General features: G+C 62.9%; 12 protein-coding genes. 2 read left to right on the top strand and 10 right to left on the bottom strand.

The window, feature by feature from the left end; all coding sequences use genetic code 11:
* Positions 1 to 126 precede the first annotated feature (126 nt).
* The 7 genes from H2170_08605 to H2170_08635 form a co-directional block, all read right to left on the bottom strand.
* Positions 127 to 2535 carry a VCBS repeat-containing protein gene (locus tag H2170_08605; GenBank protein ID MCS6300143.1) on the bottom strand — a complete coding sequence of 803 codons (2409 nt, stop codon included), beginning with the start codon at positions 2533 to 2535 and terminating at the stop codon, positions 127 to 129.
* Between the two features lie 108 nt (positions 2536 to 2643).
* The gene (locus H2170_08610; protein MCS6300144.1) at positions 2644 to 4542 is read right to left on the bottom strand and encodes a hypothetical protein; all 1899 of its coding nucleotides are present in this window, start codon (positions 4540 to 4542) and stop codon (positions 2644 to 2646) included.
* 11 nt (positions 4543 to 4553) lie between these two features.
* A complete protein-coding gene (locus tag H2170_08615; GenBank protein MCS6300145.1) occupies positions 4554 to 5528 on the bottom strand; it encodes a trypsin-like peptidase domain-containing protein in 975 nt (324 codons plus the stop codon).
* 145 nt (positions 5529 to 5673) lie between these two features.
* Positions 5674 to 6459 carry an RNA pseudouridine synthase gene (locus H2170_08620; protein ID MCS6300146.1) on the bottom strand — a complete coding sequence of 262 codons (786 nt, stop codon included), beginning with the start codon at positions 6457 to 6459 and terminating at the stop codon, positions 5674 to 5676.
* 9 nt (positions 6460 to 6468) lie between these two features.
* Positions 6469 to 7704: a hypothetical protein gene (locus tag H2170_08625; protein ID MCS6300147.1), complete on the bottom strand. Its 1236-nt coding sequence runs from the start codon at positions 7702 to 7704 to the stop codon at positions 6469 to 6471.
* A gap of 19 nt (positions 7705 to 7723) precedes the next feature.
* Positions 7724 to 8305 (bottom strand): septum formation protein Maf, encoded by a 582-nt coding sequence (gene maf / locus H2170_08630; protein MCS6300148.1) that lies wholly within the window; start codon positions 8303 to 8305, stop codon positions 7724 to 7726.
* A gap of 122 nt (positions 8306 to 8427) precedes the next feature.
* Positions 8428 to 8898: a hypothetical protein gene (locus H2170_08635; GenBank protein ID MCS6300149.1), complete on the bottom strand. Its 471-nt coding sequence runs from the start codon at positions 8896 to 8898 to the stop codon at positions 8428 to 8430.
* Between the two features lie 604 nt (positions 8899 to 9502).
* Here H2170_08635 and H2170_08640 point away from each other — a divergent pair.
* Complete coding sequence (locus H2170_08640) at positions 9503 to 10780, top strand: Hsp70 family protein (protein MCS6300150.1); 1278 nt, start codon at positions 9503 to 9505, stop codon at positions 10778 to 10780.
* Positions 10781 to 11259: 479 nt separating this feature from the next.
* On the opposite strand, the gene H2170_08645 is transcribed toward H2170_08640, so the two are convergent.
* On the bottom strand, positions 11260 to 12462 hold the full coding sequence (locus H2170_08645; protein MCS6300151.1) for a KamA family radical SAM protein: 1203 nt from the start codon (positions 12460 to 12462) through the stop codon (positions 11260 to 11262).
* Positions 12463 to 12809: 347 nt separating this feature from the next.
* On the opposite strand from H2170_08645, the gene H2170_08650 reads away from it, so the two are divergent.
* Complete coding sequence (locus H2170_08650; protein ID MCS6300152.1) at positions 12810 to 14414, top strand: ComEC/Rec2 family competence protein; 1605 nt, start codon at positions 12810 to 12812, stop codon at positions 14412 to 14414.
* Positions 14415 to 14574: 160 nt separating this feature from the next.
* On the opposite strand, the gene H2170_08655 is transcribed toward H2170_08650, so the two are convergent.
* Both H2170_08655 and pfkB read right to left on the bottom strand, forming a co-directional pair.
* Positions 14575 to 15549, bottom strand: coding sequence for a metallophosphoesterase family protein (locus H2170_08655; protein ID MCS6300153.1), 975 nt, complete (start codon positions 15547 to 15549; stop codon positions 14575 to 14577).
* Between the two features lie 62 nt (positions 15550 to 15611).
* Positions 15612 to 16586 (bottom strand): 1-phosphofructokinase, encoded by a 975-nt coding sequence (gene pfkB, locus H2170_08660; protein ID MCS6300154.1) that lies wholly within the window; start codon positions 16584 to 16586, stop codon positions 15612 to 15614.
* Positions 16587 to 16628: the final 42 nt, after the last annotated feature.

Raw genomic sequence — 16628 nt, forward strand, 5'->3', positions numbered from 1 at the left:
CAACATCCAACCTTCAACGGGGAGCAGCGATCAGCGAGTTAACGCTTGGGTGCTCAACGTTGGATGTTGAACGTTCAATGTTGGATGTTGGACGTTGCTCCGAACTCCAGCTCCGCCTCCCCCTCCTCACGGCTGCGGATAAATCAGCACCCGGTCGTGAACGAGCAGCAGGAGGTCTTTTTTCCCATCGCCGGTCACGTCGGCCACGACGACTTCTCGCGGCTCCAACGCCTCACCTTTGCGCCCTTGGTGGTGCTCATCGGTCTCGAACACGCGGAAGTGCAGTCGGCTCACCCAGGTTTTCGCCGCCTCGTCGCGCGCCAGCACCTCCACCACGTTGCGCTCCGGATCGAGGGCAACGAGTTCCGCTTTCCCGTCGCCGGTGAGGTCGCCCGCCACCACATCGCTGTAAGCCACCTCGGGCAGGTCGGTCGTGTAGGTTTCCACCGTGCGCGCGGTGAAGTCGCCCTGCCCGAGCGGCAGCCACCAAAAACGGTCTTTGCCCCACACGAAAAGCTCCGCCGCGCCCGCCTTCGCACCGATCTTCAGCTCGGCTCCGACCACGTCGATGCGCCCCACCGGCACCGTGTCGACCACCTCGTAAACCCCGCGCGCGTTCGCCCGTAGGCGCTGGAACTGCTCGCCCTTGCGGTCGTAGAGCAACACCTCGGGGCGCTTGCCCTTGGCCGCCGGCAAGGCCCACGCCGCCGTGATCTCGGCGGTGCTGTCGCGGGCGTTGAACTGATCCACCACCGTGAGCGCGCCCGCCGCATCCACCCGCAGCGCCCGGGCAAAACCGCCCGCACTCACCAATAACTCCTGTCGGCCGTCGCCAGTCACATCACCAAGCGACAGCGCACTCGCGTCCAAATTATCCACCAGCCCCTTGCGGAAACCCGCCGTGGCCGCCGCATCGGTAAACGCGCCGTCTTTGGCCTGCACGTACAGACGCAGCGAATCGAGCGGCGTGAACACCGTCACGTCGAGCAGCCCGTCTTGATTGGCGTCGACCAGACGCAGCCCGCGCGGGTCGGTTTTGAGTCCGGGTAAATCCACCGTGAGTGTGATGACGGGCTCACCAGCCGGATTACGGGTAATAAAATCGAGCCAGCGTTTACCCTTCTCTTCGCGCAGCACGACAATCGTCAGGGTTTTCGTGCCCGCGAGGTCGCCGGCGGCCACCGCCAGCGGCCGACCGGTCCCGGGCAAAGGCTGCGGATAATCGAGGCGGCCCTCGGCGTTAAACCGCGCCAAACCCACCGCTTGTTCCTTAGTGCTGGCAACCACCAGTTCGGCGCGGCCGTCGCCGTCCCAATCACCCGCCGCCAGGCTGCGGATGTCGGCAAATGCCGGGAACCGCTCAGCCACGGTGAAGCCACCATCGGGCTGGCGGAAGTAGACAAAAACCTGAGCACCATCGGCGTCGCTCACCGCGATGTCGTCAAGCCCATCGCCGTTGAAATCCCCCGTGGCGTAGGCGGCGGCAGTCTTGCCGGCCGCACGCGGGGTAAACACCCGCGGACGCAGCACGGGGACGGCGTCCGCCTTGTCCTTTTTCCCCACCGCCTTTTTCCCTGCTGCTTGTTTCCCCGACTCCAGGTTAAAAAACTCCAATTGTCCGGTGCGTTGCTGGGCGAAGACCAGGCGCGCCGGTTGCTTTTTGGCGGCGTCGGCGGGGGCGAGGATTTGCAAGGTGCAGCGTGCGTCCTTGATGGCGTAAGGCTGCTCGGGGCCGAACTGGCCCAGGGCGTTTTGCAGACGCACGCGCAGCGCATCACGGCGGGTGTTGCTCAGATAAACCAGATCGGGGCGGAGGTCGCCGTCGAGCTCGACAATTTCCAATCCGTAACAGTTTTCATCGGCGAGCGGCAGGCGCACCGGGGCGGCGAGTTCGCCCGTCTCGGTCTGGTAAAAAATCGCCAGTTCCTTCAACCCAAGCATGACCAAATCGGTGCGGCCATCGGCGTTGAGATCGGCCAGACGCAGGTTGCCCACCGCCAGACTTGGCGCGGGGGCCTCGGTCAGGCGAGTCTCGGACCAGGCGCCGTCGGCCTGCTGGTATTGCACGGTGAGGGCTTGGGGATCGCCCGTGTAAACCAAGTCGGGGCGGCCGTCGCTATTGAGGTCGCCGGTGGCCAGATCGTACATCGTGACGCCGGTGGTAACGCGTTCGCGGCGGAAGCGGGCGTCCTCAAGCACCGGCTCCCAACGGTTGGCGCGCGCGGTTTTGCCGCCTAAGACTGCGGCTGGAGTCGAACCCGAGAGCGGCACTGCGGCGAGTGGGTCGGTGCCGGCCTTGAGTTGAAAAAGGATATCGACGGTGGCGCGGTCGTTGTTAGCGACGACCAGGTCGAGCAGGCCATCGGCGTTGATGTCGGCGGCTTGGAGCGAGCGGGTGTTCCAATCGAGTTTTTGCACCAGCGGCCCGGCGAGCACGACCTCGGGGGCGGCGGCGTGAACGGGCGCGGAGGCTAAAACCAAGGCCAGTCCAAAACCGGTGAAGGCGGTCGAGCCGATGTTAACAAAAGAGCGCATTCGTAGGGTTGGGTTTCCGGAAAGTAGCGCAGACTTCCAGTCTGCTGGATCGTTGGTGGTGGGGACGGAGCGGAGCAGACTGGAAGTCTGCGCTACTCCAAGCCGTCGTCAGGGTTGCGGATAAACCAGCCGGGTGGTGCTAAACAGACCTTCGGGCGTGCGGGTCACGTAACCCGACGAAAGCCCCCAGTGACGTGCCCACACGTCAGCATCTGGACGCGCTTTCACGTCCACAAAAGCTGGCTTCGCATCGGCGGGTTTTCCGGCGTTGAGCGCGGCTTGGTACGCCACAACCGACTCGACCAGCGAGGCCAGCAACACGCGAAGATCCTGAACTTGCAACGAGACCGCATCGGACGGCAGGTCGGCGAGCGCGGCTTTCACGTCGGCACGTTGCCAAAACCCGCCCGCCCCCGAGGCCATGCCCTGCAGCGCGCCTTCCACCGTCGCCGGCGAACCAATACCGACGAGCAGCGTTTTCTGCGCGATCGCATAGCTAAATCCCCGCGCAGCCCCGCTGGCTCCGGGCGCAGTCGGTACGTTGAGCGTGTAGAGGGTGTTACCCAAATAATCGCGCTGCGTGAACAGCTGCTCGGCAGCCGGTCCGGCGAGCGCCTTGAGCGCGTTCACCGAGCGTAGAAACGCCTCCTCGTTGACCAACGAAACGGCGATCAACTGGTCCATCTGTGTCCACGCCGGCACGGTTCCCGCGTCCAGCCCGGGCGGCAGCGCGTAGGCGGTCACCAGGTCGTCGCCAAGACTGCCGATCAGGTCGCGGCGCAGGTCGACGCCGAGTTTTTTGTCGAACGAGCGCAGTTGCCCCTGCGCCATGCCGAAGAGCATCGGGCTGACCGCGTTGACCAGCGCCTCCAGCCCGGCATAGGCCTTGGGCACGCTGAAACGCGCTGTGGAGACGTTGGGCCATTTGGCCGGAACCCAGTCGGGCTGCGACGTCGGGCCGGGCTGATAAGCCACCAGTTGCATCACGCCGCGTTCTTCCGTGTAGGCCAGGCCGGTGTCGAGCCGCGCCTGAGTCGGCTCCAGCGCCACCGCCGCGTAAGCCTCGCCCAACACGTCAAGACCCAGGGCCTTAAGGATCGCTTCAGGATCGAGGCCGAAGGTATTGGGCTTGGCACCCGCCTTGGTTTTGGAGGCCACCACCGCCTCCTGAATGAGCGGATAAATCGCCGGCAGATTCAGGTAAGCCAACGCCTGCGCCGGGCCCACGCGCTGGCGGGTGCGCTGGAAGCGTTCGCTCGCCCCCAGTGAGGCCGACAGCCCGCCCTGATGCACGGCGTCGATCGCGGTAAACACCCGCTCCTTAGTGGTGCTGATCAACCACACGCCGTCCACCAGCGCCCAGGCCAGGGTGCGCGGTGCACGCGTTTCGATCGCCGTGGCCCCAGCCGCGTCGGCGTCCGCGTCCGTATCACGGGACGCGCTGAGCGCCCGCACCTGCACCCGCACGCCGGCGAAGGTTTCGGTTTCCTCCTTTAGCCCGCGCTTCTCGGCTGCGTCGGCCAGGATTTTGACAATTTTTGGCCCGCGCGAGCCGACTTCCAGGGCGAGCAAGAAAGCCGGCACCGTGGTGGAGTTAGCCTGGCTAAAATCAAAGGAAGGCAGGGCGAACAACACCTCGCCTTCGACCAAACCGAGTAACTCCCGCACGCTCAAACCCGTGGCGGCCTGGGTATCGGCGTCCCATTGATCGACCTGCATCTGCTCGCGCAGGGGAGCGAGGAATTTGACGATTTGCGGGTCGCTCCAGGAGGCGGCCAGCGGGCTGGCGTCCCAGCCGCGCAAGAGGGCCGGCGCATCGCTCACCGAGAGTGCGAGCAGCGTTTGGTCGTCGACCAAATTGGCCAGCGGCAGCTTCGGGGAGGCCGGCAGCCAGGTGGCCGCGAGAAGGAAAACGGGGAGAAGTAGCGCAGACTTCCAGTCTGCTCGGGTTGGTTTTGTGGATCGAAGCAGACTGGAAGTCTGCGCTACTTTTTGGATCAGATGCATGGAGGATATATTCAGCGTTTGGCGGCAGCGCCGCCGTTGGCCTTCACCGGCTGGGGTGGTGGCAGGTAGCGGTAGCCGGCGTTGGGGTTACGCGGGTCGAAGGCGAAGGCGTCGCGGTTGCGCAGGAAGTTTTTCAACACGTCGATCGGGATGGCGAAATTGAGCCCTTCCACGCCGACCTCCATCGCCTTCATGTTGTTCACCCCGACCACCTCGCCGCGCAGGTTAAACAGCGGGCCGCCGGAGTTACCGGGGTTAATTTGCGTGGTGGTCTGGATGTAAAGCTGCCCGTCGAGCAGGCGGGCGTGCGAGCTGATGATACCTTGGGAAACCGTGCGATCGAGGCCGAGCGGGCTGCCGATGGCAAAAACCGCCTGACCGTCGTTGAGTGTAGCCTCACCGCCCAGCGACACGGCAGGAAACGGCGTCGGGCTGGCGTCCTCGATTTTCAGCAGCGCGAGGTCGAGGCGGGCGTCGAGGGCGACGATGCGGACCTTGTTGTACTGGACCTTTTCCAACTCGGTGGCGCCGCGCCGGAACTGGGTAACGCTGATGTTATATTCGCCGGCGATGACGTGCTCGTTGGTCACGATGTAGCCGGACGGATGAATCAAAAAACCCGAGCCGAGGCCGACCGGCGTGCGCACCAAAACCACGGCCTCGCCCACGCGGTCGACATTTTCTTTGACCGAGAGCACCGGCAGACCGGCGGCAACGCGGTAAAGGTCGGCGGTGGCGGTTTCCACCACCGGCTCGGCGTCACCGGCCTCGGCGCGGGGTTTTACGCTCTCAATCTCGTCACGCGGAACGGCGAGAACGGTGAAGCCGAGATCGACCACGAGGCGGTCGGCTTTTTCGGAAATGACCTCGGCGTCGAGACGAGCGCCGTTTTTGAGCTGCACGGTGCTGAAGGCGTGAGCGGGCGGCACCGCAGCGAACAAGAAACCGCAGGCAACAAACGTAGCGACAACGAGGGGATGCTTCATAACGGAAACGGGCATTTTTTAACCGCTAATGAACGCTAATGGCCGCTAATAAAACACGCATTTCCATCGTTCCGAATTAGCGTCCGTTAGCGTCCATTAGCGGTTAAAAATGGTTCGTGGTTTTCGGTTCGTGATTCGGCGCGGTTCAGAGCAGTTGGGCGAACTCGGCGGGCAGCGGTGCCGTGGCGGCGAAGTGGAATTTCTTGCCCTGCCACTCGTAGTCGAAACTCGTCTCGTAGGAGTGCAAAAAGAGGCGCTTGTGGTTGGTGGCTTTGGCGAAGGCTTTGTTGGCGGGGAAATCGCCATAAGTCAGGTCGCCGACGATGGGCAGGTTGCGCCCGGCACATTGCACGCGCAACTGGTGGCTGCGGCCGGTGAGCGGCTCCAGTTGGATCAGCGCCAAGGGTGGCACCACGTCGCGCTTTTGGCGGATAACCGTCATGCGCGACTCGGAGGCCTTGGCGGCGGCATCGGAGTGGTTGCCCATGCCGACGCGGATCTTGGCGCGTTTTTTCTGCACCGAGAGGCGATCGCGCCAGAGCTGTGAAGCCTCGGAGGGTTTTCCAAAAACCACGGCTTGGTAGAGCTTGCGGATGTCTTTTTTGAGGAAGAGCTCGCGCATGTAGGTGGCGAGTTTCTGGTTGGCCGTGACCAGGATCACCCCGGAGGTGGCCGAATCGAGGCGGTTTAACAAATACAGGCGGCGGGAGGCGGCACCGGGGACGTCGGCGGGCGTCCAGTTAAAGCTCTCGTCCTTGATGTCGTAGGGCACGGTGAGCAAGGCGCGCGGGACTTCGCTTTCCATGTTGGGATGCGAGAGCACGCCCTCGGGCTTGCTGAGGGCGGCTAGGCCGTTGGCGTCGAGGTGCAGCAATGTCACGCCGGTGCCCAGTGGCAGTTGATCCCAAAATTTGGCAGGTAAGGCGCTCATGTGTGGTGTTTATTTATAGAAAAAGCTGAAGGTAATCTCTTGGGATTCGCCGAGGACGCCAATCATATCGGCGGGCCAGGCGCCATAAGGTGCGCGGGCGACGATGGCGCTCACGCAGGCATCCTGCGCACTGCGTCCGCCACCACCGGAGACTTTGACGATCTCGGGGACCGCGCCCTTGGCGTCGAGTCGAAACACCACCGTGACCTTGGTGCCCGAGGGCGGCGAGACGCGGCTCTGGTCAAGAATGCGGTCCCACTGGCTTTGCACCGTCTCGATGAGTTTCTGTATGTATTCGCCATAGTTCGACCACTTGGCGTTGTAGGCGACCGCACCGATGTTCTCGGTGCCCAGCGCGCGATTGGCCAGCGGGGAGGCGCGGCCGCGGGCGATACTGGGGGCGAGCGTGGGGCGGGCCTGCGGGCGTTTGGCGTCCACCTTGTAATAAAGACCCGTGCGAGCGCCGGTGTCGGTTTTGGCGTCGACGGTGCCCTCGACGCGCTCGGTCACGGTGGCGGAGGCTGCAGGGGCGGCGGAGGCGACCTGCGTGCCGTAGCCCGACGGGCTGTCGCCCTGGAACTTTTCGGATCCGGGCAAGGGCGACTGCGCGCGGCGGGCGGCCTCTTGCGCGGCCGTCTCGACTGCGGCTGACGGCGCAAGCTCGGCGGGCTGCAGGGTCGTAGCAGCGGGCGAGGGCTGCGACTTGGGCGGGGGGGGCGTCGGCGGTTGGACGTTGGCCGGACGCGACTCAGAGTGATGGCCTTCGACGAGCACGGTGGAATCGGTGGACGGGTCGCCCTTGGAGGCGGGCGCGTCGCTCTGGCCCTTGGGCGTGGGCAGGAGTTGGGCAACCTGTTGGTTTTGCGCGGCGACGAGATCGGTTTTGTCGGGGGCGTTGTCGGGCGAGTTGGGGTTGGCCTCGACGAACTGCGGCAACTGCACGCGCGGCGGCTCCGGTGGCGCGGGCACGGGGACGACCACGGGGGCCAATTCGATCTGAAACTCCTTGGATGCCCAATCCTCGGCGACCACCTCGGCGCTGTCGGGACTGATGAGTTGTTCAATCTGCGGAGCGAACAGCAGGATCAGGCCGTGAACGAGAAGCGTTGCGACGACGCCGATTTGCACGGCGCGGGTGTCGGCGTGCGTCGACCAACGCCACCAGCGCCCGCCGGCCCGCGCACGCTGACGCCGGGGAGGCGACGCGGGCGCGGGTGCTTCGGGTTGGGCGGACGGTTTGAGCATGGACGGGGCGCCAAAGAACTCAGGCAGGGAGCAAACCGCAACGCGTCAAAAGGCGTTTGGTTTCCTCAACGGGCAGGCCGATGATGTTGCTCAACGAGCCGGTGTAGCCGGCGACGATCAATTCGCTGTGTTCCTGGATGGCGTAGCCGCCGGCCTTGTCGAGGGTGTGGACGCGGGCGAGATAGGCCTCAATTTGGGCCTCGTCGAGGGTGTGGAAAGTGACCTCGCTGGCGACGCCCTCGTCAATGCGGACGTTGTGCAAAATATTCCGCAAGGCGATGCCGGTGAACACAGTGTGAGTGCGCCCGCTGAGACGGCGGAGCATGGCGCGGGCCTCGGCCGCGTCGCGGGGTTTGTTGAGTGCGTGGCCCTCCAGGTACACGGTGGTATCGGCGCCGAGCACCCAGGCGATGGGGTTACGGGAGGCGACCCACTCGGCTTTGATGGAGGCATTGTAGGCGACCATCACGCGCGGATCGGTGGCGGGATCCTCGTTTTCGACCACCGGAGCAGTCATGGTATCGAATGCCAAACCCAACTCGGCCAGCAACTGACGGCGGCGAGGGGAAGCGGAGGCGAGGATGAGCACAGGCGGAGACATAGGGAGTTTGTGTTGGGCCGCGGGCGGCGGCGCAAGCGCGGCTTGTGGGCCAAGTAGCGCGGACTTCCCAGTCTGCTCCGCATCTGCCCAGCCAAAGCCATGAGGCAGACTGGATGTCTGCGCTACTTTTCGGCAAGCCGGCGATCCAGCCCACTCGGCTTAATCACGTAGACCCGGACCACGCGGCGATCGTAGGTTTCGCGTGTCACGTGTACCGCATCGTAGCGGCGGTTGCCCAAACCCGAGGAGATCCAATTATCGCCCTGGCGGGCGACGATTTGGTGCACGATGAATTCGCCCTGCCAGCGATAAACCACCAACTCCCCCTTTTGCAGATCGGCGTAAGGCGTTTTTTCGGTGGTGGCATAAGCCACGATCTGGCGCGGGTCGGGACTTGCGGGAATGTAGGGCCGCATACTGCCGGTTCCGAGCACAGCAATGCACTGCGGCCCGGCGAGTAAACGGGCCTCAAGTGGAGTCGTCACCTCGTAGCGGGGGGGCAGCGCCGACTTGGCGGCGAGCGATCCCCCGGAGGTATTGTCCATGCACAAACCGATGGCCAGAATCGCAAGAAAACGGAGTTTTTTCGTCACGGCCTCGAAGGGGTAAAGAGGGCAACGCGGAGGAAGGAGCGGCCTGAGGGGTGCGCAGGCCTCCAATCGCTAAGAACGAGCCGTTTTTAAGAAATAAAACGCCTCGGAACGGGTCCAAAAATCGGACGGGGGTAAGGGCCGCAACGTAGCCCGAAAACCGTGATTTCGAGAGGAGGTTTTCACCTCCAAATCACAGGGATAAGCAGCCCGCTTTTCCACACCTCCACGGGGTGACAACCAGGGACTAAAGTAGGTTGGCGCGAGATGGAAAAACGAACCCGTGGCGCAAACCCGGCTGAATTCCCGAGCCCACCCACCTTTGAATCAAAAACCCAGGCATTAATAATAAATAGAATTCCACGAATTCGAGTTTCTGGGGTTTAGCCGCAGGAAGTAGCGCAAACTTCCAGTCTGCTTTGACTCAATCCAGGCTAGGCAACAAGGAGCAGACTGGAAGTCTGCGCTACTTTTCGAGCCGTCACGATTCTGCTTCGACCGCGCTCCCTGCTCATAGCTCCAAGCTCGCGGCTCTCAGCTCCTTACCGCAGCGCGCTCCTTATAGCTCGTAGCTCCCAGCGGCGCGCTCCATAGCTCTGCCTCAAGCATGGACACTTTTATTTACGGCATCGATTTTGGCACCAGCAACTCAGCGGTCACGATTTGGAATGCCACCACGCGCACCCTTGTCCGCGATCCGCGGATAGCCGGAGTGGACGCTACCTTTTTGTACTTCCCCAAATCGAGCGGTCGCAATGGCCCGGTCTTGGGCAACGCCGCGAAATTGCGCTACGTCGAAGACGAAATGCGCGGGCGCTTTTTCCAGGCGATCAAGACCATCCTGCCCTTCGCATCCTTCACCGAGACGCTCATCGACAACCAGAGCTACACCATCGAGGACTTGATCGCGATTTTCCTCCAGCACCTCAAAAAACGCGCCGACGCCGTCACCGGCCAAGACGTGAAACGGGTGGTGCTGGGCCGTCCGGCCGTGTTTTCGGTCGAACCCGCCGAAGACGAAATGGCCGAGGAACGCCTGCGCCGGGCCGCCCAGTTGGCGGGGTTCACCGAGATCCATTTTCAGTACGAACCGATCGCCGCCGCCTTTGCCTACGAGTCGCGCATCACCAAACCCGAACGCGTGCTGGTGGGCGACTTCGGCGGCGGCACCTCGGACTTCACCGTGGTGCAACTCGACCCGGCGCGCCAAGGCCTGACCGACCGCATGGGCGACATTCTCGCCACCGGCGGCCTGCCGGTGGCCGGCAACAAATACGACGCCGCCACCATGTGGCACAAAGTCACCCCGCGTTTCGGCCGCGGTGCCACCTACGACAGCTGGGGCAAACAACTCGAAGTGCCCGACTCGCTCTACCGCACGATTTGCCAATGGGACCAGATCGTCTTCCTGCGCAATGCCAAGAAACTCGACCTGCTCTGGCGCTTGACCGGCCTGTCCAACGACCCGCCCGCCTTCGAGCGTTTCCAGGCCCTCATCACCGAAAACCAAGGCTTTGCCCTGTTTCAAGTCATCGAGGCCGCCAAGATCGCCCTGACCACCCAAGTCACCGCGCCGATCGTATTTAACCACCCGCGCATCCCCATCGATCTGCGCCTGACCCGCTCCGAGTTCAACAAAAACTCCGCCGATCTCACCGCGCAAATCACCGGCTACCTCGACACCTTCCTGGCCGAGGCAAAGCTCACGCCGGCGGACATCGAGACAGTTTTCCTCACGGGCGGCACCTCGCTCATTCGCAGCCTGCGAGCGGAATTCGTGACCCGTTTTGGCGAAGGCAAACTGCGTGACGGCGAAGAGTTCACCAGTGTGGCCGACGGCCTGGCGCTGAGCGCTCCGCTGTTTTTCCCCGAGTTGCACCGGTAGAGCATTTAACGTTCTCACCGGTAGCCGGATGAAGTAGCGCAGACTTCCAGTCTGCTCACTGGAGTTTGGCCCCAAAACGAGTTGAGATCCGTCCCCCCAGCTAAGGTAGAAGCGTACCGCATGTAGCAACGGCATGGGTTTCGATGCGTTCGTTGACGTGCGGGTGGCTGTTGCGAAGTCTGCGAAACTCTCCGGAGTGATCAGCTCAGATCGCCATACATGATGCGCAGCACCTGTGTGGTTCTTGGCACGAGTTAAACGGCCAAACTCCAGACCTTGAGCTCACGCTCAAGGCCACAAGGAGTGTGTTCGCGAAGAGTGTGGCCTTGAGCGTGAGCTCAAGGATTCGGCTGATCTGCGTTCGACTAGTCAGGGGCCAAACTCCAGAGCGCAGACTTCCAGTCTGCTCAGGGTGGTTTGGTGGAGCTAAGCAGACTGGAAGTCTGCGCTACTTTTGCACCTTGAGCGCCACTGCGCCCTCAGCCGTGCAACTCCTCATGGAGTCGCACCGGTTTGGCCGGTAGGGCGTCTTCGTCCGCCTCCACGGGGGTGGCCGTGAGTGGGTAGCGGAACGTGCGGCCCTCGTAATTTTTAAAAACCACCTCGGTGTCGGTGATTTTTTCGACGTAGTGCGGGTTGATCGGCACCTTGCCGCCGCCACCGGGCGCATCGATCACGTATTGCGGCACCGCATAACCGGTGGTGTGCCCACGCAGCGCTTGGATGATCTCAAGGCCTTTGCGCACATCGACTTTGAAGTGCGATCCACCCGTAATCAGATCCATCTGGTAAAGGTAATAAGGTCGTACGCGCATCCGCAGCAGCCGGTGCACGAGCGCCTTCATGACCTCGGCGTCGTCGTTCACGCCCTTGAGCAGCACGCTTTGGTTGCCCAACGGCACGCCGGCAAACGCCAACCGCTCACAGGCCTCCTTCACCTCAGCCGTCGCCTCCTTGGGGTGATTCACATGGATACTCATCCAGATCGGCCCGTGTTTCTTAAACACCTCGCACAGCTCCGGTGTGATGCGCTGGGGCAAGAACACAGGAATGCGCGAGCCGATGCGGATAAACTCCACGTGTTTGATGGCACGCAGCCGCCCCAACAGGTGGTCGAGCTTGCGGTCGGAGAGCAGCAGCGGGTCTCCGCCCGACAGCAGCACGTCGCGAATCTCGGGGTGCGCCTCAATGTAGCGCAGCCCCTGCTCGTATTCGGGATGGAAATTGTAGTCCTGGGCGTTGGAAACGAGCCGGCTGCGGGTGCAGTAGCGGCAGTAGGACGCGCACCGGTCGGTCACCAAAAACAGGACGCGGTCCGGATAGCGATGGACCAAACCCGGGACTGGCGAATGTTCATCCTCGCCCAGCGAATCGAGCATCTCCTCGGCCTGCAGCTGCCCCTCGCCGGAGCGAGGGATCATCTGCAATCGGATGGGGCAGTTCGGGTTGTTGCGGTCAATCAGGTTGAAAAAGTAAGGCGTGATCGACATCGCCAGCTTATGGCCGGCAAAGAGCACGCCGGCGCGCTCGTCGGGGGTGAGCGTCATGAAACGCTCCAGCCCCTCAAGGGAAGTGATCCGGTTCTTGAGTTGCCAAGACCAGTCCTGCCAGTCGGAGGCGGGGACGTGTTGCCAGAGCCCTTGCCCTTCAAACCAAGCTGAACGATCTTCGGTGTAAGTCATCGCGTGGGGGGATTGATGGGCAGAAGCTAAAACGGGTTTCGCGCCTGTCAAATCGAGCAACGGTTTAATCATCACGCCGACAAAACGCCCCGCCCCGCCGCGCTGAACGCTAAAAGCCCGCGGAAAAGTGTAACCCAATAGGTGACACTTTGTGCCGGTGCAGGCGGTCTCGTCCGCCCCTTGGCAATCGTGCGCTAGGGCGCTTTCGCGATGCTGATCAGGCAACAACTGGGCGATGCCGCACGCGTTTGCGTGAACGCACGGGCCGGAACGCCTGTCCGTGTCAGCGTATGACGAGCCGCAGCTTGGGAAATCGCGCCCCTTTTCTATGGGTTCTTTTGCCATTAATGGCCGGCTTGGTCGTGGGGCGACAACACGGGCTGCCCGTCCCCCCGCTCGCGTTGGCCGTCGCTGCCGTGGTGAGCGCCACCCTCTCCCTCGCCCGCCCGCGGAACGTGCCGTGGCTGTGGGCGCCCGCGCTCGTTCTCGCAATGACCTTGAGCGGGGCCGCCCTTTACGAGCTCAACCGCGCTCGACTCCCCGCCTGGGACGCGCTGCCTGTGCGCGAGGTGCGCGTCACCCTGGAGCTCGACCGGGTTTTCCCTCCGCACCCTCACGCCAAAAGCGTGACCGGGCTAGCCCACCTCCTCGCCACAGACGCCCATCTTACCGAATTGGTCGGGCAAACCGTGTATTTCTCCATCGCGTTATCCCCCGGCGAAACGCCCCCGTTGCGCTCCAGCCGCGTGGGCGTAACCGGGGTTCTGCAAACCCTGCCGCGCCTGCCGGCCAACGACACGTTCGATGGCTACCTGGCCAACCAAGGGGTTAACTACAAACTCACCCGCGCACGCGCTAGCGGAGCGGTTACGCCGGCCACAGCGTATTCGCGGTTTTGTGACACCACGCTGCGCTCGTTCGATGCTTTCCTCAGCCGCGGCGTCGAGTCCTACCCGGCGCAAGTGGGCGTTCTGCGCGCCATGCTGCTGGGCCAGCAACAGGAGCTGAGCGCGGAGCAAACCTGGGTGTTTCGCGCAAGCGGTACCATGCACTTGTTTTCCGTGAGCGGGCTGCACATCGCAGTGATCGCGGCGGCCATCCAAGGCATCCTGCTGGTGACGCGGATGCCGGTAGCGGCCCGCATCGGCATCGGAGGCGTGCTGCTGTGGTTGTATGTGGACATCACCGGCGGCACGCCATCGGCGGTGCGGGCGTTTTTAATGGTGATTTTCATCCAAGCTGCGGAGGTGTTGCGGCGGCCGGGCAATCCCGTGGCGGCGCTGATCGGCTCGGCGGTGTGCGTGCTGGTGATTCACCCGCTACAACTGTTCTCGGCGAGCTTTCAACTGAGCTACGGGATCGTGCTGGCGCTGCTGCTGCTGGGACTGCCGCTGGGCGAGTACTGGATCGAAAATACCGCGCCCTTCACCCGTCTGCCAAGCGTAACGTGGCGCTGGTGGCACCGCTGGATCGACTGGTGCTGGCGCTGGCTGCTCGGGGTGCTCGGAATCGGTTTGGCTACCAGTCTGGTGAGCCTGATCAGCGGCGTCGTTATTTTTAAACTACTCACCCCTGTGGCGATTTTCGCCAACCTGGTCCTGATCCCGCTCGGCTCGCTGGTCATCATCTCCGGTTTCCTCAGTTTACTCGGCGGACTGGTCGGCTTTGGGTACATGGTCCGTTTGTTTAACCATGCCAGCGTCTTGCTGCTGAAGCTGTCCGAATGGGGTGTGCACCGGTTCACCGAAGTGCCCGGGGCGTTTCAAGCCGCGGAGTTCATCAACGAAGCGATGGGCTATCCGGTGCTCGCCGGGCTGATGGCGGGGCTGATGTGGGGTTACGCCAATAACTGGACGGGGAAACGCGGAGGCTTCTGGGTTCCGTTTGTGTTCACCGCGCTGATACTAGCGACCTGCCTGCAACGCGTGGCAGCGGTGGCAGGAAAAAACTAGCAGGCCGTAACGTAAAACGTGCCGGATTTAATCACAGCAATTTTGCCGCAAAAGAACGCAAGGAGCGCAAAGAACAAACCCTGTATTTCTTTGCGATCTTTGCGTTCTTTCGCGGCTAAATCGCCTTGGCCTCATCCGACGAGATAGATGTTAAAACCGGCTACGAAGGCTGCGCGGCTCCGGCAGGCCAGAGTGTGTGCAGGGTGTATTCTCCGTGGCAGTTGAGCCGGGCAGGCACGCCGCACGAACCCGTACCAACGGAGGTGTAGCCTTGAGTGCCGGCAACCTTCCACGCCCCGCGAATACGTTCACAGGGCTGATTTTCAATCGGTACGTGCAGCCAGCGCCCACCCGGCAGGCACAGTTGGCCCCCATGCGTGTGGCCGCACAAAACGAGGCCGAAGCGGGCATCACGCAGCTCGTCGGCGATCTCTGGGGAATGGGCAAGGAGCACCGTGCAGGCGTCAGCCGGAATCGCCGCCGTGGCCGCAGCGAGGTCGTGGGTTTTATAAAAATGCGGGTCGTCAACCCCAGCGAACCAGAGCCGTTGCCCCTCGCGCTCAACAAAGGCCGCTTCGTTTAACAGCATGGGCAGTCCCGCGTCCTCCAGGTGCGGGAGCTGCTCGACAAAATCGTGGTTACCCAGAATGCCAAAACGGGGGACCGCAGGCAGCGTCGCGAGTAAGCGGCGCGCCTCGTTCACCGAGGGCATGAAGTCCGTACGCGTAGAGTTGCGGAAATCGCCCGTGATGACGATGGCGTCACACTCCACGCCCTGGAGCAGGCCGATCAACGCGTCCGTGAATTCCGCATCCAGATCCAAGTGCAAATCGGTCAGCTGAAGCACGCGGTAGCCGGCAAAAGCGGTGGGCAAGCGGGGGATTTCCCACGTGCACTCGACTCGGCGAGGCGCGAGGTGGTTAACACGGGCGCGGCGCGAGAGGCCGGTTGCAGCCAGGGCAAATGCCACGAACGCGTCCAAGGGCAGCTTGTTTTCCAAACGAAAAAGGCCGCTGCCCTGATGCGTCAATTTCGCCCAGTGACTCGCCTGGGTGAGCAGGCGCTGCTCTAATTTTTCACGCCCAAACCGAAGCGCGAGCGCAGCGTAAGGCTCGGGTAGATGAGCGTGTGACATGCAGTGAAAAAGAACGCCAAAGACGCGGAGAGGCGAGCTCGCTTGCGAGGTTCGAAGCAGGCTCAGGAAAAGCGCACGTCGATCAGCTGTTCAAATGCGGCGACCTGATCCGCCCCTAAGAACTCCTTGGCGCCAGTAACGGCAGTCAGCACCGCAAGCGAACAGGCGGTTGCATACCGAGCCGTATCGGCGAGGGATGCGCCGCGCAATTGAGCCGCCACCACGCCGGCGACCATCGCATCGCCCGCGCCAACCGTGCTGCCAACCTTAACCGCAGGCGGACGCGCCACCACCACTTGATCAGCTGTCACGAAACACGCCCCGTCGGCCCCGCGCGACACCACCACCAGCCCCACCCCGCCCGCCACCAACTCCCGCGCCACCCCGATCACCGCAGCCTCAGTCGGCAGCGAACAACCGACCAGCACCTCCAACTCGTGCTGGTTCGGTTTGATGATTTCGGGGGCGGCCAGCAGTGCGGCTCGCAACGCCTCACCACTGGTGTCGACCACCGCACGAATCCCGCGGGCCTTGAGCCGGATGATAAATTCGGCGTAAAGCTCCGGTGCGACTCCAGGCGGCAGGCTCCCGGCCAGCACGCACCAACTCCCTGAATCCCCAAGGCAATCGACTTGCGCCCGCAACGCATCCAGATCGGCACCCGTAGGGGTGAGTCCGGGGAAATTGATATCGGTGGTCGCTCCGGATAACGGATCGAAAATCTTGATACCCACGCGCGTCGCCCCCGGTAGACGCAGGCAGTGATCCCCGATCCCGAGCCTATTAAAAAACGAGGAGAACACCGCCGCGTTATCCTGCCCCAAAAAACCCGATGCCGTGACGGGATGTCCGAGGGCGGCGAGCGTAGCGGCGACATTGATACCCTTGCCGCCCGCGCGGTCATTCGCCCGCTCCACCCGATTAACTGCACCGATTTTAAAGTCTATAATCCGCACCGTGCGGTCGATGGCGGGGTTGAGCGTGAGGGTTAAAATAGGCGCTGGCATAAACCCAAGGATCATAATGCGCGGCAGCATGGCGAGCGCGATGAGTCAGGGCCGTGGCTCGGCACAACACTA

It is taken from the genome of Opitutus sp. (genome assembly GCA_024998815.1).
Taxonomy (GTDB): Bacteria; Verrucomicrobiota; Verrucomicrobiia; order Opitutales; family Opitutaceae; genus Rariglobus.

Excerpts from the sequence above, each read along its gene's own strand:
- maf (MCS6300148.1), bottom strand. The coding sequence starts at position 8,305 with ATGTCTCCGCCTGTGCTCATCCTCGCCTCCGCTTCCCCTCGCCGCCGT.
- H2170_08610 (MCS6300144.1), bottom strand. The coding sequence starts at position 4,542 with ATGCATCTGATCCAAAAAGTAGCGCAGACTTCCAGTCTGCTTCGATCC.
- H2170_08605 (MCS6300143.1), bottom strand. The coding sequence starts at position 2,535 with ATGCGCTCTTTTGTTAACATCGGCTCGACCGCCTTCACCGGTTTTGGA.
- H2170_08650 (MCS6300152.1), top strand. The coding sequence starts at position 12,810 with ATGGCCGGCTTGGTCGTGGGGCGACAACACGGGCTGCCCGTCCCCCCG.
- H2170_08655 (MCS6300153.1), bottom strand. The coding sequence starts at position 15,549 with ATGTCACACGCTCATCTACCCGAGCCTTACGCTGCGCTCGCGCTTCGG.
- H2170_08625 (MCS6300147.1), bottom strand. The coding sequence starts at position 7,704 with ATGCTCAAACCGTCCGCCCAACCCGAAGCACCCGCGCCCGCGTCGCCT.
- H2170_08615 (MCS6300145.1), bottom strand. The coding sequence starts at position 5,528 with ATGAAGCATCCCCTCGTTGTCGCTACGTTTGTTGCCTGCGGTTTCTTG.
- H2170_08620 (MCS6300146.1), bottom strand. The coding sequence starts at position 6,459 with ATGAGCGCCTTACCTGCCAAATTTTGGGATCAACTGCCACTGGGCACC.
- H2170_08645 (MCS6300151.1), bottom strand. The coding sequence starts at position 12,462 with ATGACTTACACCGAAGATCGTTCAGCTTGGTTTGAAGGGCAAGGGCTC.
- H2170_08640 (MCS6300150.1), top strand. The coding sequence starts at position 9,503 with ATGGACACTTTTATTTACGGCATCGATTTTGGCACCAGCAACTCAGCG.
- pfkB (MCS6300154.1), bottom strand. The coding sequence starts at position 16,586 with ATGCTGCCGCGCATTATGATCCTTGGGTTTATGCCAGCGCCTATTTTA.